Here is a 23364-nt window from a genome sequence, read left to right as displayed (position 1 = left end):
CAGATGTTTTCCCCAACGGCTTTGCGTCCGCGGTACGCCAAATGGCTGATCGCAACCGGACTCTTCCTGATGCTCAGTGGCTGTGTTGATAAACCCAACACGCTGGAGCGCGTAAAGGAGGATGGCGTGCTGCGGGTGATTACCCGGAACAGCCCCGCCACCTACTTTCAGGATCGCAACGGTGAAACCGGCTTCGAATACGAGCTGGTGAAGCGCTTTGCCGACGATCTGGGGGTCGAACTCAAAATCGAGACGGCTGACAACCTCGACGACCTGTTCAATCAGGTGGGCAAGCCTAACGGCCCGGTGCTGGCTGCTGCCGGTCTGGTCAGCAGCGAGCAACGCAAAAAGCAGGTGCGGTTTTCCCACTCCTACCTGGAAGTCACCCCGCAAGTCATCTACCGCAACGGCCAGTCACGGCCAACGGATGCCGGGGACCTGGTCGGCAAGAAGATCATGGTGCTCAAGGGCAGCACCCACGCCGAACAACTGGCGGAGCTGAAAAAGAAATATCCCGGCATTGAGTACGAAGAGTCTGACGCGGTTGAAGTCGTCGACCTGCTGCGGATGGTGGACGAAGGCCAGATCGACCTGACCCTGGTCGACTCCAACGAAGTGGCGATGAACCAGGTCTACTTCCCGAACATCCAGGTCGCGTTCGACCTCGGCGACGCCAGCAACCAGAGCTGGGCCGTGGCCGCCGGGGAAGACAACAGCCTGCTCAACGAGATCAATGCCTACCTCGACAAGGTACAGAAGAACGGCACCCTGCAACGCTTGAAAGACCGTTATTACGGTCACGTCGATGTCCTCGGCTACATGGGCGCCACCACCTTCGCGCAGCACTTGCAGCAACGCCTGCCCAAATACGAACAGCACTTCAAGAATTACGCCAAGAAAGAGAAAGTCGACTGGCGCCTGTTGGCGGCGATCGGTTATCAGGAATCGCTGTGGCAACCGGCGGTCACGTCCAAGACCGGCGTGCGCGGCCTGATGATGCTGACCCAGAACACCGCGCAAGCCATGGGCGTATCGAATCGTCTCGATCCCAAGCAGAGCATCATGGGCGGCGCCAAGTACCTGGCTTACATGAAGGATCAACTGGACGAGTCGATCCAGGAACCGGATCGCACCTGGTTTGCCCTGGCGGCCTACAACGTCGGCAGCGGTCACCTGGATGACGCGCGCAAGCTGGCGGCAAAGGAAGGGTTGAACCCGGACAAATGGCTGGATGTGAAGAAGATCCTGCCACGGCTTTCCGAGAAGAAGTGGTTCAGCAAGACCCGCTATGGCTACGCCCGGGGCGGCGAGCCGGTGCACTTCGTGGCGAACATCCGTCGCTACTACGACATCCTGACCTGGGTGACCCAGCCGCAGCTTGAAGGCGATCAAGTGGCCGAAGGCAACCTGCACGTGCCAGGGATCGACAAGACTAAGCCGAATCAGGAAACGCCGCCGCTCTGACGGGTTATCCACAAGCCAATGTGGGAGCGAGCCTGCTCGCGAATTCGGTTCCACATTCAACATCTCTGTCGACTGTTACACCGCTTTCGCGAGCAAGCCCGCTCCCACATTTTGGTTTTGTGTTTGGCGCTTAGGCTTTTGCTGCAGCCAGAATCAGCGCTTTCATTTCCGACACCGCCGACTTGAACCCGACAAACAACGCATGCGCCACCAGCGCGTGGCCGATGTTCAGTTCGTTGATGCCCTTGATCGCTGCCACCGCTTCGACGTTGTGGTAATGCAGGCCATGGCCGGCATTGACGATCAAGCCTTGGGTCAGGCCAAACGCCACGCCATCCGCTACGCGCTTCAGTTCTTCAGCCACGTCGGTCGGTGTCTCGGCATCGGCGTAACGACCGGTGTGCAGCTCGATGGCCGGCGCGCCGACGCGTTTGGACGCTGCAATCTGCCGCTCGTCAGCATCGATAAACAGCGACACTTCGCAACCGATCTTCGACAGGCGCTCTACCGCAGCCTTGATTCGCGCTTCCTGCCCGGCCACGTCCAGGCCACCTTCGGTGGTCAGTTCCTGACGGGTTTCGGGCACCAGGCAAATGTGCGCCGGACGGATGCGCTCGGCGAACGCCATCATTTCTTCGGTGACGCCCATTTCGAAGTTCATGCGGGTTTGCAGCACATCCTTGAGCAGCAGCACGTCACGCTCCTGGATGTGTCGGCGGTCTTCGCGCAGGTGCACGGTGATGCCGTCAGCGCCCGCCTCTTCCGCGTCCAGTGCTGCCTTGACCGGATCAGGGTAACGCGTGCCCCGGGCCTGGCGCAGGGTGGCAACGTGGTCGATGTTCACGCCAAGAAGAATGCGATTGCTGGTGGTCACGGAAGCGCTCCTGAAGAAGAGGAAATTCGGTGCACAGCATACACGGGGATTTTACGGCTTTCGAAACAACTCTCGGGAAACCAGCGGCCGACCGCCCAGATGCACGGCCAGCGCCTGACGCATCAGACGCTTGGCAGCCGACAACGCACCGGGGGCAGACCAATCGGCTTCGGCCATGGCCAGCAACTCGGTGCCGTTGAACAGACCGGGTTGCAGCAAGTAGACGCGCTCTAGGCCAGCGTCCACCTGCAAACGGTAGAGCCCGTCTGGCGCGATGGGTTCGCCATTGATGTCGGTGTTCAGCGCGAAGCCGTAGCCGAGATCGTCCAGCAGCCGCCATTCGAAGGAGCGCAGCAACGGTTCCAGCGGACGGCCTTCAGCCAGCGCGAGCAGGGTCGCGGCGTAGTGATCGAAGACGCCGGGGTGCGGGTCTTCAGCCGGCAACAGGCGAATCAGCAGTTCATTGAGATACAGACCGCTGAACAGCGCTTCACCGACGAGCCATGTAGAAGTCCCCGAGCTTTCCATGCGCCCGACATTCTTCAGCTCGCCTCGCCCTCGAAACTCGACTTCCAGCGGCACAAACGGCCGCGCCAGCGTCCCGGCCTTGCCCCGCGCACTGCGCAACACCGCCCGCAGCCGACCTTGCGGCGTGAGGAAATCCACCAGCGCACTGGTCTCGCGGTAGGCGCGGCTGTGGAGCACGTAGGCGAGTTGGCCGATTGGCTGGGACATGGAGCTCTCAATGGCGGAACGCAATTTTTACAAACAACCCAAAACCAAATGTGGGAGCGGGCTTGCTCGCGAAAGTGGTGTGACAGTCAACATCAATGCTGAATGTTACATCGTCTTCGCGAGCAAGCCCGCTCCCACAGGGGTTCACTGGTGTAGCTGGAACCGGGTGTTACAGATCGCCATACCCCAGCGAACGCAGGGCGCGTTCGTCGTCGGACCAGCCGCCTTTCACTTTCACCCAGAGGTTGAGCATGATCTTGGAGTCGAACAGCAGCTCCATGTCCTTGCGCGCTTCGGTGCCGATGCGCTTGATGCGCTCGCCCTTGTCGCCAATGATGATCTTCTTCTGGCCGTCACGTTCGACGAGGATCAAGGCATGAATGTGCAGGGTTTTGCCCTGCTGCTTGAATTCTTCGATTTCGACGGTGATCTGGTACGGCAGCTCGGCGCCCATCTGGCGCATGATTTTTTCGCGTACCAGTTCAGCAGCAAGGAAACGGCTGCTGCGGTCGGTGATCTGGTCTTCCGGGAAGAAGTGCTCGTTCTCCGGCAGGTAACCAGCGATCACACGCTCCAGCGCTTCGAGGTTGTGCCCGTGCTGGGCCGAGATCGGCATGATCTGCGCGTTCGGCAGCTGTTCCTGCAACCAGCTCAGGTGCGGCATCAGCTCGGCTTTGTCTTCGATGCGGTCAGTCTTGTTCAGCGCCACGATCAACGGGCCGGTCACGTACTGGACGCGCTCGAGAACCATCTGGTCTTCGTCGGTCCACTTGGTGCGGTCAACCACGAAGATCACCACGTCGACGTCTTTCAACGCCGCCGATGCGGTCTTGTTCATGTAGCGGTTCAGGGCTTTCTCGCCACCTTTGTGCATGCCCGGGGTATCGACGTAGACAGCCTGGATGGCGCCTTCGGTCTTGATGCCCAGCATGTTGTGACGGGTGGTTTGCGGTTTGCGCGAGGTGATCGCCAGCTTCTGACCCAGGATGTGGTTCAGCAGCGTGGACTTGCCCACGTTGGGACGGCCGACGATGGCAACATAGCCACAGCGTGTTGCGGTTGTATCAGTCATTGCCATTCTCCACACCCAGGGCAATCAGTGCTGCGGCGGCCGCTACCTGTTCGGCAATACGACGACTCACACCCTGACCTCGGCTTTTTTCGTTCAGTAAGGTGATTTCGCATTCGACGAAAAAGACTCGGCAATGCGGTTCACCCTGGATATCCACCACTTCGTAACGTGGCAGCTCACAGCCCCGGGACTGCAGGAATTCCTGCAGGCGGGTTTTCGGATCTTTGTTGGTGTCGACCAGGGTCAGGCCCTCGAACTCCCCGGTCAGCCAGGCCAGCACGCGTTCGCGCGCCATGTCCATGCCGGCATCCAGGTAGATCGCACCAATCAGCGCTTCCAGGGCATCGGCCAGAATCGACTCGCGACGGAAACCGCCACTCTTCAATTCACCGGAACCCAGACGCAGGTAATCGCCCAGATCAAAACCACGGGCCAGTACGGCCAGGGTCTCACCTTTCACCAAGCGTGCGCGCAAACGCGACAACTGGCCTTCGCGGGCCAGCGGGAAGCGATCGAACAGCGCCTCGCCGGCAACGAAGTTGAGGATGGCATCACCGAGGAATTCCAGGCGTTCGTTGTTGCGCCCGGCAAAGCTGCGGTGAGTCAGGGCCAGGACCATCAGTTCCTGATCCTTGAAGGTGTAGCCGAGCTGACGCTCTAGACGACTTAAGGAGACGCTCACGGTTTACCCACGCTGAGTTCGTGGTTGGATTCCACCGCCATCGCCGTGATGCGGCGCAGGCTTGGGACAATTAACGCTGTGTTCAAAAATAACGTCCTGAATATCATTGGCTTCATGCCTTCGGGGTCGATTGTGGCGACTCCAGAAATGCATTCGGCGCTGTGTTCAACAGCGCCGTGTGTGATTACTTGATCAGGCCAACCCGCGAGAAATTCGGCAGGTGACTGAGTTTAGGTTCCGGCCAGCTCATCCAGACTGCGAAGGCCTTGCCGACGATATTCTTGTCGGGAACCATGCCCAGCAGATCCTTGGGAATCGTTGGATCATCCCAGTAGCGACTGTCGTTGGAGTTGTCGCGGTTGTCGCCCATCATGAAGTAGTGCCCGGCAGGCACGGTCCAGGTATGGTCCGGCGTTGCGCGGTAGCGGCTCATTTCCTTGCGGATCAAGTGCTCGGCCGCGCCGAGTTTTTCCTTGTAGAGCTCGGCGCTGCCCAACGTGCCCGGCTCGGAGCCGACCAGTTGCTCGGCGATCGACTCACCGTTGACGAACAGGCGCTTGTCGGCGGTGTAGCGAATCTGATCACCCGGCAGGCCCACTACACGCTTGATGTAGTTGACGTTCGGATCGCTTGGATAGCGGAACACCATCACATCGCCGCGCTGCGGATCACCGACTTCGATGACTTTCTTGTCCATCACCGGCAAGCGGATCCCGTAGGAAAACTTGTTTACCAGGATGAAATCGCCAACGTCCAGGGTCGGTTTCATCGAGCCGGAAGGAATCTGGAACGGTTCCACCAGGAACGAACGCAGTACCAGCACGATGAACAACACCGGGAAGAACGACTTGCCGTATTCAACCAGCAGCGGCTCTTTGTTCAGTTTCTCGACCACCACCCCATCAGGCTGGCTGACGCTGCCCTGATAGGAGGCAATGGCGGCACGCCGACGCGGCGCCAGGAAAACCAGATCGAGCAACGCCAACAGGCCGCAGACGAACACGGCGATGACCAGCAACAGCGGGAAATTTAGTGACATAGGACCTAACTATCCAACCTGAGCACTGCAAGGAAGGCTTCTTGTGGAATTTCCACGTTACCGACTTGCTTCATGCGTTTCTTACCGGCCTTTTGCTTTTCCAGCAGTTTTTTCTTACGGCTAACGTCACCGCCGTAGCATTTGGCCAATACGTTCTTTCTGAGTGCCTTGACGGAGGTCCGCGCAATGATCTGCCCGCCAATGGCGGCCTGGATCGCGACGTCGAACATCTGGCGCGGAATCAGTTCTTTCATCTTCTCGGTCAACTGGCGACCTTTGTAGTGCGCGTTATCCTTGTGCACGATCAGCGCCAGGGCGTCGACCTTGTCACCGTTGATCAGCACATCCAGTTTCACCAGATTAGCTGATTGATAACGATCGAAATGATAGTCCAGCGAAGCATAGCCGCGACTGGTGGACTTCAGACGGTCGAAGAAGTCCAGGACCACTTCGTTCATCGGAATATCGTAGGTCACCTGGACCTGGGACCCGAGGAACAGCATGTCGTGCTGCACGCCACGCTTCTCGATGCACAGGGTAATGACGTTGCCCAGGTGCTCTTGCGGCACAAGAATATTGGCCCGCACGATCGGTTCACGCATGTCTTCGATCGAGGACAGGTCTGGAAGCTTCGACGGGTTATCGACGTAAATCGTTTCACCGGTTTTCAGCAACAGCTCGAAAATAACCGTCGGCGCCGTGGTGATCAGGTCCAGGTCGTACTCGCGCTCAAGGCGCTCCTGGATGATTTCCATGTGCAGCATGCCGAGGAACCCGCAACGGAAGCCGAAGCCCAGTGCGTCGGAGCTTTCCGGGGTGTACTGCAGCGACGAATCGTTGAGGGTGAGCTTTTGCAGGGCTTCACGGAAATCTTCGAAGTCGTCGGAGCTGACCGGGAACAGACCGGCGTAGACCTGCGGCTGAATGCGTTTGAAGCCGGGCAGCACGTCAACGTCGGGGGTGGAGCTCAAGGTCAGGGTGTCACCGACCGGTGCACCGTGAATGTCCTTGATACCGGCGATGATGAAGCCCACTTCGCCGGCCTTCAGGTCAACGGTGGCGGTGTGTTTCGGGTTGAATACACCGACGCTGTCCACCAGGTGGATCTTGCCGGTGGACTTGACCAGGATCTTGTCGCCCTTACGCACGCGACCGTGGCGCACACGTACCAGGGAAACAACGCCCAGGTAGTTGTCGAACCAGGAGTCGATGATCAACGCTTGCAGCGGATCTTCGTAGTTGCCGGTCGGCGCAGGAATGGTGTGAACCAGGCGTTCGAGAACTTCGTCGACGCCCAGGCCAGTCTTGGCGCTGCACTCGACCGCATCGGTGGCATCGATGCCGATGATTTTTTCGATTTCTTCTTTGACGCGGTCCGGATCGGCCTGTGGCAGGTCGATCTTGTTCAGGACCGGCATGACTTCCAGGCCCTGCTCGATCGCCGTGTAGCAGTTGGCAACCGACTGCGCTTCAACGCCCTGACCGGCATCGACCACCAGCAATGCACCTTCGCAGGCCGCCAGCGACCGGCTGACTTCATAGGTGAAGTCAACGTGGCCCGGGGTGTCAATGAAGTTCAGCTGGTACTTGATGCCATCGCGAGCGGTGTAATAAAGGGTGACGCTGTGGGCCTTGATGGTGATCCCGCGTTCACGTTCCAGGTCCATGGAGTCCAGCACCTGGGCTTCCATTTCGCGCTCGGCAAGGCCGCCGCACATCTGGATGAAGCGATCGGCCAGCGTCGACTTGCCATGGTCAATGTGGGCGATGATGGAGAAATTGCGGATATGACTCAAATCACTCACGGATCAACACTCAAAAAGGCTGCAGGCATAGCCCGCCGAAAAATAGCCGGGAATTGTACCTGATCCACGGCGCAAGCGTCACGTTCGCAGGTCAGACGGCTAATACAAAAACGCCCCGGTCTTGCGACAAGGGCGTTTTTTACGAGCGGCAAGGTCAGGAAAACCCCCGAATCAACCGGCTCGACGCAACAACCAGACCCCGGCCAAGGCACAGACACTGGCCGGCACCAGCACCGCGAACAGCGGCGAGAAACCGAACACCAGGCTCGAAGGACCGAGCAGATCCTGCACGATACGGAAGGTGAAGCCCACCAACACACCGGTAAACACCCGCTGACCAAGGGTCACCGAACGCAACGGGCCGAAGATAAAGGAAATCGCCATCAGCACCAACGCGGCGGTCACCAGCGGTTGCAACACCTTGACCCAAAATGCCAGCCAGTAGCGACCGTTGGCCAGCCCTTGGTCAGCCAGGTAATGGATGTAGCCCCACAAGCCGCTGATCGACAGCGACTCTGGCGCCATTACCACGGTGCTCAGCAACTGCGGGCTCAAGGCCACTTCCCAGCGCTCGACCGGCGTGTTGACCACTTCAGTATTCTTTTCATGGAACAGCGTGGTCGTCACTTCGCTCAGTTGCCAGTGATCCTTGTCGAACTCCGCGCGCTTGGCGAAGCTCGCCGACAGCATGTGGCGCTCTTTGTCGAAGTGGTAACGGGTTACGCCATACAACAGGCCATTAGGCTGCACGGAGTTGACGTGAATAAACTCGTCACCCTGGCGGTGCCACAGGCCGTGCTTGGCGCTTTGCGCATCACCACTGCCCTGGGCCAGCGAACGATTGGCCTGAGCGGTGACCTCGGTGGCCGGCGCCACGTACTCGCCAATCAGCACACCGACCACCATCAGGATCAGCATCGGCTTCATGACCGCCCAGACAATCCGCCCGATCGACACGCCAGCGGCGCGCATGATGGTCAGTTCGCTGTTGCTGGCCAGGCTGCCGAGGCCGATCAGGCAGCCGATCAGCGCCGCCATCGGCAACATGTCGTAAAGACGCCGCGGTGCGGTGAGCAGCACGTAGCTCAGGACATCCAACAAGGTGTAAGTGTCGCTGGCGTCGCCCATTTCATCGATGAAGGCAAACAGTGTCGCCAGACCGAGAATAATCCCCAGCACTGCCAGGATCGCGACAAATACGCTGCTACCAATGTAGCGATCGAGCTTAACCACGAGCCACCTCCAGCGCGTCGCGGCGACTCGCCAGCTTCAAGCGCATCGGCTCCCAGTAGAGCAAGACCAGGCCAATGGCCAGGAAGATCCCGTGCACCCACCACAAGCCCAGCGCAGCCGGGATCTTGCCCTTTTCGAGGGCGCCGCGAGCGGCAATCAGGATGGTCAGGTAAGCCATATAAAGAAGAATCGCCGGCAGCAACTTGAGGAAACGGCCCTGACGCGGGTTGACGCGCGACAGCGGCACCGCCATCAGGGTCACGATGAAGACCAGCAACGGCAGGGACAGGCGCCATTGCAGCTCGGTGCGCGAGCGGATGTCATCACTGCCCACCAGGGAGCTGGTGGTCATGGCATCACGGTCGGTCACTTCGTCACTGACGTCAGGCTTGGGCAGCAAAACCCCGTACTCGTCGTACTTGATCTTCCGGTAGTCGGCCTGCCCCGGATTACCATCGTAGCGGTAGCCATTGTCGAGAATCAGGTAGCGGTTGCCGTCAGGGCGGATTTCCTGACGGCCCTTTTGGGCCACCAACACGGAAATCCCGCGATCCTTCTGGTCGGACGAAATATTCTTTTGCGAAATGAATACGCCACCCAGGTTGACGCGGTCATCGGTCAGGGTTTCGGTGTAGGTCACACGCGTACCGTCACGCAATGCCTGGAAGCGACCTGGCTCCAAAGTATCGAATTCGGTCAGGGCGTCCTGCTTGTTCAGCAACAACTGGAACTGATTGGCCCCTTGCGGTGCCAGACTCAGGCTCAGCCATGCAACCACCAGCGCCACCAGAGTGGCCGGAAACAGGGTGATACGAAACAGGCGCTGCTGGCTCATGCCGGTGGCCGACAGCACGGTCATTTCGCTTTCCAGGTACAACCGGCCATACGACAACAGGATCCCGAGGAACAGGCCCAATGGCAGGATCAGCTGAAGGAAGCCCGGCAGGCGAAAGCCCATGATCAGGAACAAAGAACCCGGGTCCAGTTGGCCCGAAGCCGCCTGTGCGAGGTATTTGATGAAGCGACCGCTCATGATGATGACCAGCAGCACGGCGCTGACGGCACTCAAGGTCAACAGGACTTCGCGGGATAGATAACGGAAGACAATCAAACCAGACACTCCAGGGTTGTCAGGCTAAGGCGGCCAAACAAACAAACGTATCAGCCGGCCCGCAAGGCAGGGCCGCCGAAAAAGATGGCGCATTATCCTGTGATTGGGTGCGCCTGTCACTGCGCAAGCTCAAGCGCGTGCCCAAAGCACCGAAGATCGTACAACCGAGGGTTGTCAGGCGCCGGTAGCGAGGTTCAAACTGCGGCCTTTGTCGCGGGCCGTGACCTGCGTCTTTACATCTATATAAGCAGGCGTTTGCGCACACTGTCGAACGCCGCGTGTTGACCATTAATTCAGGGACCCGGACATGGAACTGGTTGTAAAAAGCGTTAGCCCAGAAACGTTGAAAACCGCCACTCTGGTGGTCGCCGTCGGCGAAGGCCGCAAACTCGGTGCCGTCGCCAAACAACTCGACGAACTGAGCGGTGGCGCCATCAGCGCCGTACTGAAGCGCGGCGACCTGGCCGGCAAAGTCGGCCAGAGCCTGTTGCTGCACAGCCTGCCGAACCTCAAGGCCGACCGCGTGTTGCTGGTGGGCGTGGGCAAGGATGAAGAGCTGGGCGACCGCCCGTTCCGTAAAATCATCGCTGGCATCCTCAATACGCTCAAAGGCCTGGGCGGCAGCGATGCCGTACTGGCGCTGGACGAAGTCGTGATCAAAGGTCGCGACAGCTACGGCAAGACCCGCCTGCTGGCCGAAACCCTGGTAGACGGCGAATACACCTTCGACCAGTTCAAGAGCCAGAAAGCCGAACCTCGCGCCCTGAAGAAAGTCACCCTGGTGACCATCAAGGCAGCACAAGCAGAAGTTGAGCGCGCCGTGGCCCACGCCACCGCAATCGCCAACGGCATGGCGTTTACCCGTGACCTGGGCAACCTGCCGCCGAACATCTGCCACCCGACGTTCCTCGGCGAACAAGCCAAGAACCTGGGCAAGGAATTCAAAAGCCTGAAAGTCGAAGTCCTCGATGAGAAGAAGATCAAGGACCTGGGCATGGGCTCGTTCTACGCTGTGGGCCAGGGCAGCGCCCAGCCACCGCGCCTGATCGTCATGCAATACAACGGCGGCAAGAAATCCGAGAAGCCGTACGCACTGGTCGGCAAAGGCATCACGTTCGACACCGGCGGCATCAGCCTGAAACCGGGCGCCGGCATGGATGAAATGAAGTACGACATGGGTGGCGCCGCCAGCGTGTTCGGTACATTGCGCGCCGTGCTCGAACTGAAACTGCCGATCAACCTGGTGTGCATCCTGGCTTGCGCCGAGAACATGCCGAGCGGCAACGCTTCGCGCCCTGGCGACATCGTCACCACCATGAGCGGCCAGACCGTGGAAATCCTCAACACCGACGCCGAAGGCCGTCTGGTGCTGTGCGATGCCCTGACCTACTCCGAGCGTTTCAAGCCACAGGCCGTGATCGACATCGCGACCCTGACCGGCGCTTGCGTAGTTGCTTTGGGCGCTCACACGTCCGGCCTGCTGGGCAACAACGACGAACTGATCGGCCAACTGCTGAGCGCCGGCCAATCGGCTGACGATCGCGCCTGGCAACTGCCGCTGTTCGATGAGTATCAAGAACAGTTGGACAGCCCGTTCGCCGACATCGCCAACATCGGCGGCCCAAAAGCCGGGACCATCACCGCTGCCTGCTTCCTGTCGCGCTTCACCAAGAACCTGAACTGGGCGCACCTGGACATCGCCGGCACCGCCTGGACCAGCGGCGGCAAGGACAAGGGCGCCACTGGCCGTCCGGTTCCATTGCTGACCCAATACCTGCTGGACCGCGCCAAAGCCTGAAACCGATGACCCTGGGCGGCGTTGCTCTCGGGCAACGCCGCTCATGGCTCAGGAACCGCAATGACCAAAGTCGACTTCTATATCCTGCCCAGCGCCGATCCGTCAGCGCGGCTGGATTTTGCCTGCAAGCTCACCGAAAAAGCCTGGCGCATGGGCCACCGCATCTACCTGCATTGCAGCGATGTCGCCCAGCGTGAGGACCTCGATGCGCGGCTGTGGGCATTCAAGGGCGAAAGTTTCGTGCCCCACGGTCCCGCCGAAAGCGAACCGGACAGCTTGATTGTCCTGGGCCTGGGTGATGACTGCGGTCCGCATCAGGATCTGCTGGTCAATCTGGACCTGAAAATCCCGGCCTTCGCCAACAAATTCGCCCGGGTGGCGGAAGTGGTGGTGGAAGATCCGACGATCCGGGCGGCTGCGCGGGAGAGTTTCCGTTTCTACCGCGAACAGGGCTATCCTCTGCAAGATCACCGTTTACAGCGACTCTGAGCATTCCGATGGACACTCCAAAACCGCCACAAAAGTCCGCGCACCTGCTGGATGACCTTGAGTCGATCCGCCAACTGCTCGGTGATGACAACCTGCAACCGCCATTGTTGACCGACACGGTCAATGAAGACGAACAGGAACAGATTCCGATGCTGTTCGAAACGGCAGGCGCCACGCCTGACGCCGTCGAACCGCCTCCCGCCCCTGCCGCACAACCGGCAGCGGCCGCCAGCAAGGGCCCCGACGCCCTGCTGCACCTGGACAGCGAACTGCGCGCCGCCGCGCAATTGATCATGCAAGACGTGATCGACGACTTCGCCCCGCACATCGAAACCGAGATCAAGCGTCGCCTTGATGCGCGGATGGAGCGGTTGCTCAGCCAGTACGAGTAACCCTGGTATGCCTGTGTAGGAGCTGCCGCAGGCTGCGATCTTTTGATCTTGTCTTTTAAAAAGCAAAGTCAAAAGATCGCAGCCTTCGGCAGCTCCAACATTTAGATCTCCGCCCAGCCTGCCCTGCTCGCCCTCGGCCCCATGCCCCGCTATACTCGTCGGCTTTTCCTGAATTGATGCCAATAGGGTCCCGCCGCGCATGGATAAGACCTACCAGCCGCACGCCATTGAAACTTCCTGGTACAACACCTGGGAGTCCGAGAACTACTTCGCCCCGCAAGGCGCGGGCGAGTCCTACACCATCATGATCCCGCCGCCGAACGTCACCGGCAGCCTGCACATGGGTCACGGCTTCAACAACGCGATCATGGACGCCCTGATCCGTTTCCGCCGCATGCAGGGTCGCAACACCCTGTGGCAGCCGGGCACCGACCACGCCGGTATCGCCACGCAAATGCTGGTGGAACGCCAACTTGAAGCCCAGGGCCAGAGTCGTCACGACCTGGGCCGCGAGAAATTCCTCGAGAAAATCTGGGAATGGAAGGATCAGTCCGGCGGCAACATCAGCCGTCAGATCCGCCGCCTCGGCTCGTCCGTCGACTGGAGCCGCGAGCGCTTCACCATGGACGACGGCCTGTCGGAATCGGTGAAAGAAGCCTTCGTACGCCTGCATGAAGACGGTTTGATCTACCGCGGCAAGCGCCTGGTCAACTGGGACACCAAGTTGCACACGGCGATTTCCGACCTCGAAGTGGAAAACCACGACGAGAAAGGTTTCCTGTGGAACCTGAAGTACCCGCTGGCCGACGGCGCCAAGACCGCTGAAGGCAACGATTACCTGATCGTCGCGACCACTCGCCCGGAAACCATGCTCGGCGACGCCGCCGTGGCCGTTAACCCGAACGATGAACGCTACAAAGCCCTGATCGGCAAATTTGTCGAGCTGCCGCTGGTCGGCCGCCGCATCCCGATCATCGCCGACGATTATTGCGATCCTGAATTCGGCACCGGCTGCGTGAAAATCACCCCTGCCCACGATTTCAACGACTACGAAGTCGGCAAGCGCCACAACCTGCCGCTGCTGAACATCTTCGACAAGAACGCCGCCGTACTGCCGGCCTGTCAGGTGTTCAACCTCGACGGCACGCTGAACGAAAGCATCGACGGCAAGATCCCTGCCGAATACGCCGGCCTCGACCGTTTCGAAGCACGCAAGCAAATCGTTGCTGCGTTCGACGCCGCCGGCCTGTTGGTCAGCGTTGACGATCACGGTTTGAAAGTACCGAAGGGCGATCGCTCCGGCACCATTATCGAGCCGTGGCTGACCGACCAGTGGTACGTATCGACCAAGCCATTGGCCGAGCCTGCGATTGCCGCCGTTGAAGACGGCCGTATCCAGTTCGTGCCAAAACAGTACGAAAACATGTACTTCTCGTGGATGCGCGACATCCAGGATTGGTGCATCAGCCGTCAACTGTGGTGGGGCCACCGGATTCCGGCCTGGTACGACGAGTCGGGCAAGGTCTACGTCGGTCGCGACGAAGCCGAAGTGCGCGCCAAGCACAACCTCGGCCCGGACGTTGCGCTGCAACAGGACAACGACGTTCTCGACACCTGGTTCAGTTCGGGTCTGTGGACGTTCTCCACCCTGGGCTGGCCTGAGCAGACCGAATTCCTGAAGAAATTCCACTCCACCGACGTGCTGGTGACCGGTTTCGACATCATTTTCTTCTGGGTCGCCCGGATGATCATGCTCACCATGCATTTGGTGAAGAACGAAGACGGCACGCCGCAGGTTCCGTTCAAGACCGTTTATGTTCACGGTCTGGTGCGCGATGGCCAGGGCCAGAAGATGTCCAAGTCCAAGGGCAACGTCCTGGACCCGCTGGACATCATCGACGGCATCGAGCTGGAAGAACTGGTGCAGAAGCGCACCTCCGGCATGATGCAGCCGAAACTGGCGAAGAAGATCGAGAAGCAGACCCGCGACGAGTTCGCCGACGGCATCGCCAGCTACGGCACCGACGCCCTGCGCTTCACCTTCTGCTCGCTGGCGTCCACCGGTCGCGACATCAAGTTCGACATGGGCCGCGTCGAAGGCTATCGCAACTTCTGCAACAAGATCTGGAACGCTGCGCGTTACGTTCTGGACAAGGGCGAAGACTGCGGCCAGAACGGCGAAGCCTACGAGCTGTCGCTGGCGGATCGCTGGATCATCTCGCAGTTGCAACGCACTGAAGCCGAAGTCACCCGTCAACTCGACCAGTTCCGTTTCGACCTGGCGGCGCAAGCCTTGTACGAATTCATCTGGAACCAGTATTGCGACTGGTACCTGGAACTGTCCAAGCCTGTGCTGTGGGATGAAAATGCTCCGGTTGAACGTCAGCGCGGCACTCGTCGCACGCTGGTTCGGGTGCTGGAAGTCGCGTTGCGCCTGGCGCACCCGTTCATGCCGTTCATCACCGAAGAAATCTGGCAGCGCATCGCGCCGCTGGCCGGCATCGAAGGCAAGACGATCATGCTGCAACCTTGGCCAGTGGCCAATGAAGCGCGCATCGATCAGGGCGCTGAAGATGACATCGAATGGCTGAAGACGCTGATGCTCGGCACGCGCAACATTCGCGCCGAGATGAACATCGGCCCGGGCAAACCACTGAACCTGTTCCTGAAAAACGTCAGCGCCGAAGACCAGCGTCGTCTCACCGAGAACGAAGCGCTGTTGAAGAAGCTGGCGCGTCTGGAATCGATCACTGTATTGGCTGCCGGCCAAGAAGCACCGCTGTCCGCTACCGCTCTGGTGGGTGAGATGGAAGTGCTGGTGCCGATGGCCGGTCTGATCGACAAGAACGCCGAACTGGCACGCCTGGACAAGGAAATCCTGCGTTTGCAGGGCGAAGTCCAGCGCGTCGGCGGCAAGCTGTCGAACGCCGGTTTCGTTGACAAGGCCCCGGCCGAAGTCATCGACAAGGAACGCGCCAAACTGGCCGAAGCTGAACAGGCTTTGGGCAAGTTGGCCGAGCAGCACGCGCGGATTGCCAGTCTGTAACGGCACATCGCAATGAAAAAGGGAGGCCAGATGGCCTCCCTTTTTTTGTGCCACTGTCCCGTCCTGTAGGAGCTGTCGAGTGAAACGAGGCTGCGATCTTTTGATTTTGTTTTTAAAAAGCAAAGTCAAAAGATCGCAGCCTCGTTTCACTCGACAGCTCCTACAGGGGATATGCGTCATCGGGGAGCTAATGTGGGACAATGCCCCCACTTTCAGCCATACCCGAATCGATCACACCCATGAACGCCCCCCGCACACCCCGCCCTGCGCGCAAGAAGCCTGACTCCGCCACCCCGGCCAAAGCCGTGGAACCACGTCCGAAGGCCAGCCTGCACCCGCGCAACCGCCACCAGGGTCGCTACGACTTCCCGGAGCTGATCAAAAGCACGCCGGAACTGGCGAAGTTTGTGATCCTCAACCCGTACGGCAAGGAAAGCATCGACTTCGCCAGCCCCGACGCGGTGCGGGTGTTCAACCGGGCGTTGCTCAAGTCGTTCTACGGCGTGGCTCACTGGGATATTCCGGCTGATTACCTGTGCCCGCCGGTTCCGGGGCGTGCCGACTACGTGCACTTCCTGGCTGACCTGCTGGCCAGCGTCAACGACGGCGAAATCCCGCGCGGTGCACCGGTCAAGGTGCTCGACATCGGCATGGGCGCCAACTGCGTTTATCCGCTGATCGGCTACAGCGATTACCGCTGGCACTTCCTCGGTTCGGAAATCGATCCGACCGCCGTGGCCGCCGCCAAAGCCATCGTCCAGTCCAACGGACTGAACAAGGCTATCCAATTGCGCCAGCAGAGCAATCCCAAGCACATTCTGCTGGGCCTGCTGGAACCGGGTGAACGCTTTGACCTGACCATGTGCAACCCGCCGTTCCACGCCTCGATGGACGAAGCGACCAAGGGCAGCGAGCGCAAATGGCGCGCCTTGGGCCGAGCCGACCCGAAACGCAAACTGCCAGTGCTGAACTTTGGCGGGCAATCGGCAGAATTGTGGTGTGAAGGCGGCGAAGCGCGTTTTGTGACGCAACTGATCGCCGAGAGCGCGAGCTTCCAGCACAAAGTGTTGTGGTTCAGCACCCTGGTGTCGAAAGCCTCGAACTTGCCGGCGATCCAGACTGCACTGAAAAAGGCTGGCGTGCTGGAAAGCCAGGTCGTGGAAATGTCCCAGGGGCAGAAGCAAAGCCGCTTCGTGGCCTGGACCTTCCAGACCAAGTCCGAACAGCAAGTGTGGCGCGAGCGCTGGGTTCGCAAGTAACTGATAGATACAGATCAAAAAATGTGGGAGCGGGCTTGCTCGCGAATGCAGTGTGCCAGTCAACTTAAATGGTGACTGATTCACCGCTTTCGCGAGCAAGCCCGCTCCCACATTGGTTTCGAGGTGTCTGAAAGACCAAATCACAGACACAAAAAAGCCGTGCCCGGATTGCTCCGGAGCACGGCTTTTTGTTACTGCGTCTTACTTGTTAACAGCGTCGGTCAGGCCTTTGGCCACAACCAGCTTGATAACTTTCTTGGCAGCGATTTCGATGGCAGCGCCAGTCGAAGGGTTACGGCCGGTACGGGCAGGACGCTCGGTCACTTTCAGTTTGCCGATACCTGGCAGAGTGATTTCGCCGCCGTTTTCCAGCTGATCGGCAACGATTTGGCCCAGTTGGTCCAGAGCGTTACGCGCGGTGGTTTTTGGCGCGTCGATAGCTTCAGCGATGTCGGCGATCAGTTGGTCTTTAGTAAGAGCCATGTAGTGTTCCTTCCCTATCAAATTCATATGGATTGCAGAGTGCAGTGTCAGCCATCGAGCCCGATCTTCTGGATCTGGCACCCTCGGCCATAACCGCGACGAGTCGGGGTAATAGATACCGAAATCAGGGTTTGGTTCGACCTGACAAATGCTGAATGCACGCTTAACGCAGTGACTTCGCGTAAGACCGGGCAAAACTAGCACAGAGACGGGGAAATATCCGCCTCTAGCTACCCATTTGGTCAGCTTTATTGCTCTAAACCGGGAAAAAACTGCATAAGGGCCGTTCTACACCGGCGTTTTTGCCCTCCCACCCCTACAGGAGCTGCCGAAGGCTTCGATCTTTTGACTTTGATTTTAGAAACAAGATCAAAAGATCGCAGCCTTCGGCAGCTCCTACAAAGGGGGGCGTGCCGGCTTGGTTGCGGTACACTTGGCACTTTTTGGGGGAGCACGCCCTCCTCTCTTCAATCAGCCGAGAAGCCCATGCCGATCCGTCATTGCATCGTCCACCTGATCGACAAAAAACCCGACGGCACACCTGCAGTTCTCCACGCTCGCGACTCCGAATTGGCGGAGTCCACAGCCATCGAGAACATGCTTGCCGACCTCAACGAGAGCTACAACGCCAAACAAGGCAAGGCCTGGGGTTTCTTCCATGCCGAGTCCGGGGCGCATCCGTTCAGCGGCTGGCTGAAGGAATACCTCGACGGCGGCAAGGATTTCACGGCGTTCAGCCGTGTGGCGGTGGAACACCTGCAAAAGCTGATGGAAGAGTCGAACCTCTCTGTGGGCGGTCACGTGCTCTTCGCGCATTACCAGCAGGGCATGACCGATTATCTGGCCATCGCGCTCCTGCACCACAGTGAAGGCGTTGCCGTGACCGAAGAACTCGACGTGACCGCCTCGCGTCACCTGGACCTCGGCCAGTTGCACCTCGCGGCGCGGATCAACGTGTCCGAGTGGCAGAACAACAAGCAGTCCAAGCAGTACATTTCCTTTATCAAAGGCAAGAACGGGAAAAAGGTTTCGGAGTATTTCCGCGACTTCATTGGCTGCCAGGAAGGTGTCGACGGCCCCGGCGAAACCCGCACTCTGCTCAAGGCCTTCAGCGATTTCGTCGAAAGCGAAGATTTGCCGGAAGAATCCGCTCGCGAGAAGACCAAGACCCTGGTGGATTACGCCAGCAGCCAAGCCAAACTCGGCGAGCCGATGGGCCTGGAAGAACTCTCCGAGCTGATCGACGAAGAACGGCCGAAGGCGTTCTACGATCACATCCGCAACAAGGATTACGGCCTCTCCCCGGAGATTCCGGCGGATAAGCGCACCCTCAACCAGTTCCGCCGCTTTACCGGGCGCGCCGAAGGCCTGTCCATCAGCTTCGAAGCGCACCTGCTGGGCTCGAAGATCGAATACGACGAAGAAGCCGGCACGCTGATCATCAAGGGCTTGCCGACCCAGCTCACTGACCAGCTCAAGCGACGCAACTGATGCTCAACGGCATCCTGAAGAAATTCCTGCTGATCCTGCTGGTGGTCGTGGTTTACCAGAACTGGGGCAAGATCGAGCGCTACCTCCACCCGGCGCAGGTGGTGTCCGAGCAGACCCAGGCAAAGGCCAATGTCGTGCTCTACGCCACCGACTGGTGCGGCTACTGCAAGCTGACCCGGCGCTTTCTCGACCAGAAAGGCATTCCGTACAAGGAATTCGATATCGAGAAGAATGCCGAGGCGCGCAAGGCCTATGAAGCGCTGGGCGGGCGCGGGATACCGTTGATCGATGTGAACGGGACGCTGATTCGCGGGTATGACCCGGATGAAATCCTCGCCGCATTGAAATAAATCATTGCTTCACATCAAACCTGTAGGAGCGAGGCTTGCCCGCGAAGGCGTCCTCACTGGCGCTAAAAGCTTCGCGGGCAAGTCGGATCGCCGCACCGCTCGCTCCTACAGATATCACTGAGCCTCGATACGGAACCCAAATCGCGGAAAGTGCACATGCACCACACCCGCACGCTCATCCTCACGCCGCAAAATCAATTCCTCACGCCCCGCAAACACCAGCTCACCGGCCACCGGGTCGCAGCCATAATCGGTCGCCGCAATCACCACCTGCTGCCCCGCCTCAAAACCGTTAGGCTCGTCGAACGCTTCATCCGGCAACGCAGCGGGCGTGGCATTGCGCGACACCTCCAGTGCCTCTTCGGCGGTCATCTCGCTGAACGCGCCATGACCAAACCCCATCACTCGCCCGAACCACGCAGACACCGCCGGATACGCATCAACCAACGGCGCAGTGACAGGCGTTGCCTTGAGAAACCACAAACAATGCGCCAGGGAAAAATCGGCAATCGATGGCTCGCCGAACAGGAAATCACCCTGCTCACGTTGAAGCTGCAATTCGAGGCGCCCCATGATCGTCGGCCACTGGTGCAACGCCTGTTCCGCCGACAACTTCGTCGCACTGCCACCGCTGAACAACCCGGCGCGATCGGCCAAGAATGCCTTGATCGCTTCCGGCGGCAACTTGCCGAAGCGCACCGCGACTGATTCCGGCTGGAACACCAGGCTCACCGCATGCTGAAACACCACCGAATCCACCCAAGTCGCGAAGGTCGCAGCGATCATTTCCTGACCTTCCGGGAAGAACGCCGGCAAGGCTTTTTCCTGCTCCAGACGCCGGGCGATCAATGCGGTATCGCAATAAATATCGGCACCGATCTGCAACACCGGCGTCTTGCGGTAGCCACCGGTCAGCGCCGTCAGGTCAGGTTTCGGCATCACCGGCGAGATCTTCACCGAGCGCCACGACAGCCCTTTGAAGCCCAGCAGCAAGCGGGCCTTTTCGGCGAAGGGGGACGTCGGGTAGTTGTGAAGAATCAGCTCTGACATGCTCGGCTCCGCCGCTCGGATAAGGAGCTGGCAGCTTAGCGCGCAATCGGCGGGCGGCCTACGGCTGCGCCTGATGGGAACTTATCAGTCAGATTGATAAGTCAGCACCAGGCATTCCTTGGCGCTTTTCTTGAGCTTCTTGATCAACCGTTCCTGGCGCAGCGCTTCACTTTTATCGCGACAGACTTCGGTGTAGACCAGCGCCATGGCCGGGCTGGAAAGGAAAAACCGCGCGCCCTTGCCGCTTTGGTGCTTGGCAAAGCGGCGCACCGGATCGTCGCTGATCCCGCAATAGAGCGAACCATTGGCCGCGCGAACGAGGTAGACGAACCAGGGTTTGCTGGCAGGCATCGGTTCGACGGCAAGGACGGGAGATTCGCTCAGGGTGTTCATGTGACGATCAAGGCTTGAAAGGAAACAAGCCGCGATCTTATCAGCGACTGGCCTGGAATGCCTTCAGCCCCTTCAAGGCCTGGGCGCGAACGGCGTTGCGCACCAGCGGCGTCCAGCCCAACAACAGACCTTTGGTGCCCAGCGCCTGACGCGACCAGCGCCACAGGTCGAAGCTGTCGTGGTGCTCGCAGATCTTGCCATCGCGAAACACAAAACGCGCCTGGATGTCGTTGACCACGGTGTTGCCGGTCTGGCTGAACAGATACGTCGCCACCCAGTGGGCGCCGCCCGTGCGCTCGTCGCTGCGCACATTATCGAAAGTCAGGGAAAAGTCTTTCGCACGGGTCGTGAGCATGCGCCACATGTCACCGGCATCGCGGCCGCGCAACTCACCGAACGCCGGATCACTGAACACCACATCGTCGGTGTAGCAAGCGGCCATCGCCTCGGCATCCAGGCGCTGGAAGGCCTGGTAGAAACGGGTGATCAAGGCGTTGTGGGCATCGCTCATGGGCAGGCTCCCTGCATTTTCAAAATGGCTACAAAAGATTGCCTGCACGATAGTCTGCAAATACACACAAGGCCACTGGCATTCGTGGGCCGAATGCCAGCAGTGCGAAAATCAGACTTTTTCGCTGTTCACCTGAACGTACAGCGAACGCCCGGCGCCGAGGCCGGCGATGATCGCGCCGAGACCGATGATGCCGAAGATCCAGCCCAGCGCATTCCAGCCGCCGGTCAAGTCGTGCACGATGCCGACGGCAAACGGCCCCATGGACGCCAGTGTGTAGCCGAAGCCCTGGGCCATGCTCGACAGGTTGGCGGCCACGTGGGAGTCCCGCGAGCGCAACACGATCAAGGTCAACGCCAGACTGAACGTGCCGCCCTGCCCCAGGCCCAGCAGGATTGCCCAGCCCCACAGACCTTCGATCGGTGCGTAGAGGCAACCGAACAAGCCGCCGAGGGTCAGCAACATGACGATGACAATCGCCAGTCGCTGGTCTTTGCCGCGCGTTGCCAGCCACGGCGCAGCCAACGAGCTGGCCAACTGGATGATTACCGAACCCGAGAGTACGAGACCCGCCTGGGTCGGCGTCAGTCCACGGCCGATCAGGATCGACGGCAACCAGCCGAACACGATGTAGGCCAGGGACGATTGCAGGCCCATATAAAGCGTCACTTGCCAGGCCAAAGGATCACGCAGCAGACCGCGAACCCGATAGGCAACATTATGCGAGCCGTGTTTCTGCCCCACTTGCGGCAACCAGAAAATCGCCGCGACCACTGCCGGCACCGCCCAGAAACCCAGGCCCAGCACCCAGCTCTTGTCGAAATGTTCACTCAACGGCACGGTCGCCCCCGCCGCCATCGCCGCGCCCAGGCACAGGGCCATGGTGTAGACGCCGGTCATGGTGCCGGCCTGTTTCGGGAAGTCGCGTTTGACGATGCCAGGCAGCAACACGCCAATCACACCGATGCTGGCCCCGGCCAACACACTGCCGGCAAACAGGCCGATTTCACCGAAGGAACTGCGCAGGATGATCCCGCCGGCCAACACCAGCAAAATCCCCAACACCACGCGCTCAGCGCCAAAGCGCCGGGCCAGGAGCGGCGCCAGTGGCGCGAACAAACCGAGGCAGAGCACCGGCAACGTGGTCAGCAAGCCGGCCTCGGCCGCCGATAAACCGAGGGTCTTCGACACCTCGCTGAGCATCGGCGCCATGCTCGACAGCGCCGGGCGCAGGTTCAGCGCCACCAGGATCAGCCCCAGCAGCAACAGCCATGGTCGTCGCAGAATCGGGTGACTTTGCTGGACCTGTTCGTCATCGGCCTCGGCATCGATCAGCAGCTCTTCGAGCTCCGCCGTGCGCTTGGGTTGCGGGAGGTTGCTGGGATTGGCAGGCATGGATTTCTCGGTTTCAAGGTTCATTGATCAACTGCCTCGACAGGGCTTTGGCCCGTTCCGGGTCGCGTTGCTCGACGGCATCCAGCAGCTCGATATGCAGATCGAACACCTCTTGGCGTCGCGGGAAAATGTTCAGGCTCTGGCGCAATTGCGCGCCGACGATGCTCGAGAAATAGCGATACAACTCGCTGAGGGTCGGGTTGTGCGCGGCGTCCACCAGACGGCGGTGGAACACCAGGTCACAGGCGATGTAGCTGTCGAGATCGCCGTGGTAATGACTGCCGCTGACGCCCAAGGCTTCGCGCAATGCGACCAAGTCTTCGTCAGTACGGCGCAACGCAGCCAGGCCAATGGCCTCGACTTCCAGGATGTGCCGGGTTTCCCGGGCTTGTTCATGCGTGCATTGCGACAAGGCTTTCATGGTGTCGAGCGGATCGATCACCGCCCGCAGGTAACTGCCGTCGCCCTGGCGGATTTCGATCAACCCGGAAAACGCCAACACGCGCATGGCTTCGCGCACGGTATTGCGGCTGATGCCGAGCTCGGCGGACAGCTCCGGCTCGGTGGGTAAACGCTGGCCGACGGCCCAGACGCCTTGGGTAATGCGCAGGCGCAACTGGTCCAGGGCCTGATCGACCAGGGATCGCTTAACGAGTGGAGAAATGTCTGACATGGGATTCGCCCTTTCATCC

Annotated in this window: 22 protein-coding genes; 8 read left to right on the top strand and 14 right to left on the bottom strand. The window is 59.8% G+C overall.

Annotation, left to right across the window (positions count from 1 at the left end; all coding sequences use genetic code 11):
• The first annotated feature begins 3 nt into the window (after nt 1-3).
• Nucleotides 4-1464: a membrane-bound lytic murein transglycosylase MltF gene (gene mltF / locus LOY68_RS05455; RefSeq protein WP_054054772.1), complete on the top strand. Its 1461-nt coding sequence runs from the start codon at nt 4-6 to the stop codon at nt 1462-1464.
• 130 nt (nt 1465-1594) lie between these two features.
• On the opposite strand, the gene pdxJ is transcribed toward mltF, so the two are convergent.
• The 8 genes from pdxJ to lptF all read right to left on the bottom strand — a co-directional run bounded on the left by pdxJ (nt 1595) and on the right by lptF (nt 10015).
• Nucleotides 1595-2338, bottom strand: a complete 744-nt coding sequence (pdxJ, locus tag LOY68_RS05450) for a pyridoxine 5'-phosphate synthase (RefSeq protein WP_163908617.1) — start codon at nt 2336-2338, stop codon at nt 1595-1597.
• A gap of 51 nt (nt 2339-2389) precedes the next feature.
• Entirely contained in the window at nt 2390-3073 is a 684-nt protein-coding gene (recO, locus tag LOY68_RS05445; protein ID WP_163908615.1) for a DNA repair protein RecO, read from the bottom strand.
• A 169-nt stretch (nt 3074-3242) separates the two neighbouring features.
• Nucleotides 3243-4145: a GTPase Era gene (era, locus tag LOY68_RS05440; protein WP_054054777.1), complete on the bottom strand. Its 903-nt coding sequence runs from the start codon at nt 4143-4145 to the stop codon at nt 3243-3245.
• Nucleotides 4138-4827 carry a ribonuclease III gene (gene rnc / locus LOY68_RS05435; protein ID WP_054054779.1) on the bottom strand — a complete coding sequence of 230 codons (690 nt, stop codon included), beginning with the start codon at nt 4825-4827 and terminating at the stop codon, nt 4138-4140. Before rnc ends, era begins: the two co-directional genes overlap by 8 nt.
• Before the next feature lie 184 nt (nt 4828-5011).
• Nucleotides 5012-5866, bottom strand: coding sequence for a signal peptidase I (lepB, locus tag LOY68_RS05430; RefSeq protein WP_054054781.1), 855 nt, complete (start codon nt 5864-5866; stop codon nt 5012-5014).
• A gap of 5 nt (nt 5867-5871) precedes the next feature.
• Entirely contained in the window at nt 5872-7671 is a 1800-nt protein-coding gene (gene lepA / locus LOY68_RS05425; protein ID WP_054054783.1) for a translation elongation factor 4, read from the bottom strand.
• A gap of 171 nt (nt 7672-7842) precedes the next feature.
• Nucleotides 7843-8904, bottom strand: coding sequence for an LPS export ABC transporter permease LptG (gene lptG / locus LOY68_RS05420; protein WP_163908611.1), 1062 nt, complete (start codon nt 8902-8904; stop codon nt 7843-7845).
• A complete protein-coding gene (gene lptF, locus LOY68_RS05415; RefSeq protein WP_163908609.1) occupies nt 8897-10015 on the bottom strand; it encodes an LPS export ABC transporter permease LptF in 1119 nt (372 codons plus the stop codon). Before lptF ends, lptG begins: the two co-directional genes overlap by 8 nt.
• 307 nt (nt 10016-10322) lie before the next feature.
• On the opposite strand from lptF, the gene LOY68_RS05410 reads away from it, so the two are divergent.
• From LOY68_RS05410 to rlmF, 5 genes are all read left to right on the top strand, one after another.
• Nucleotides 10323-11813, top strand: coding sequence for a leucyl aminopeptidase (locus LOY68_RS05410; RefSeq protein ID WP_163908607.1), 1491 nt, complete (start codon nt 10323-10325; stop codon nt 11811-11813).
• Between the two features lie 60 nt (nt 11814-11873).
• The gene (locus LOY68_RS05405) at nt 11874-12302 is read left to right on the top strand and encodes a DNA polymerase III subunit chi (protein WP_265043463.1); all 429 of its coding nucleotides are present in this window, start codon (nt 11874-11876) and stop codon (nt 12300-12302) included.
• Nucleotides 12303-12310: 8 nt separating this feature from the next.
• Nucleotides 12311-12694 (top strand): hypothetical protein, encoded by a 384-nt coding sequence (locus LOY68_RS05400; RefSeq protein ID WP_054054794.1) that lies wholly within the window; start codon nt 12311-12313, stop codon nt 12692-12694.
• 199 nt (nt 12695-12893) lie between these two features.
• Entirely contained in the window at nt 12894-15740 is a 2847-nt protein-coding gene (locus tag LOY68_RS05395) for a valine--tRNA ligase (protein WP_265043459.1), read from the top strand.
• 239 nt (nt 15741-15979) lie between these two features.
• Nucleotides 15980-16999: a 23S rRNA (adenine(1618)-N(6))-methyltransferase RlmF gene (gene rlmF / locus LOY68_RS05390; RefSeq protein WP_163908603.1), complete on the top strand. Its 1020-nt coding sequence runs from the start codon at nt 15980-15982 to the stop codon at nt 16997-16999.
• A 201-nt stretch (nt 17000-17200) separates the two neighbouring features.
• Here the strand turns inward: rlmF and LOY68_RS05385 are convergent, their stop codons facing one another.
• Nucleotides 17201-17482, bottom strand: coding sequence for an HU family DNA-binding protein (locus LOY68_RS05385; protein WP_007905514.1), 282 nt, complete (start codon nt 17480-17482; stop codon nt 17201-17203).
• A gap of 486 nt (nt 17483-17968) precedes the next feature.
• Between LOY68_RS05385 and yejK the strand changes: the two genes are divergently transcribed.
• Both yejK and LOY68_RS05375 read left to right on the top strand, forming a co-directional pair.
• Nucleotides 17969-18973 (top strand): nucleoid-associated protein YejK, encoded by a 1005-nt coding sequence (gene yejK / locus LOY68_RS05380; RefSeq protein WP_054049670.1) that lies wholly within the window; start codon nt 17969-17971, stop codon nt 18971-18973.
• Nucleotides 18973-19323 (top strand): glutaredoxin family protein, encoded by a 351-nt coding sequence (locus LOY68_RS05375; protein ID WP_265043446.1) that lies wholly within the window; start codon nt 18973-18975, stop codon nt 19321-19323. The genes yejK and LOY68_RS05375 overlap by 1 nt, the downstream gene beginning before the upstream one ends.
• 114 nt (nt 19324-19437) lie before the next feature.
• On the opposite strand, the gene LOY68_RS05370 is transcribed toward LOY68_RS05375, so the two are convergent.
• The 5 genes from LOY68_RS05370 to LOY68_RS05350 form a co-directional block, all read right to left on the bottom strand.
• Nucleotides 19438-20373, bottom strand: a complete 936-nt coding sequence (locus tag LOY68_RS05370; protein ID WP_265043444.1) for a glutathione S-transferase family protein — start codon at nt 20371-20373, stop codon at nt 19438-19440.
• Between the two features lie 84 nt (nt 20374-20457).
• Nucleotides 20458-20766: a GIY-YIG nuclease family protein gene (locus tag LOY68_RS05365; RefSeq protein WP_054049676.1), complete on the bottom strand. Its 309-nt coding sequence runs from the start codon at nt 20764-20766 to the stop codon at nt 20458-20460.
• A 40-nt stretch (nt 20767-20806) separates the two neighbouring features.
• On the bottom strand, nt 20807-21277 hold the full coding sequence (locus LOY68_RS05360) for a nuclear transport factor 2 family protein (RefSeq protein WP_054616063.1): 471 nt from the start codon (nt 21275-21277) through the stop codon (nt 20807-20809).
• Nucleotides 21278-21388: 111 nt separating this feature from the next.
• Nucleotides 21389-22696, bottom strand: a complete 1308-nt coding sequence (locus LOY68_RS05355) for a CynX/NimT family MFS transporter (RefSeq protein ID WP_265043439.1) — start codon at nt 22694-22696, stop codon at nt 21389-21391.
• Nucleotides 22686-23345 (bottom strand): FadR/GntR family transcriptional regulator, encoded by a 660-nt coding sequence (locus LOY68_RS05350; RefSeq protein WP_265043437.1) that lies wholly within the window; start codon nt 23343-23345, stop codon nt 22686-22688. Before LOY68_RS05350 ends, LOY68_RS05355 begins: the two co-directional genes overlap by 11 nt.
• Between the last annotated feature and the right edge of the window lie 19 nt (nt 23346-23364).

It is taken from the genome of Pseudomonas sp. B21-053, from assembly GCF_026016365.1.
GTDB lineage: Bacteria > Pseudomonadota > Gammaproteobacteria > Pseudomonadales > Pseudomonadaceae > Aquipseudomonas > Aquipseudomonas nunensis.
Note: the sequence above shows the minus strand (reverse complement) of the source record. Positions and strands in the feature narration are given on the sequence as shown.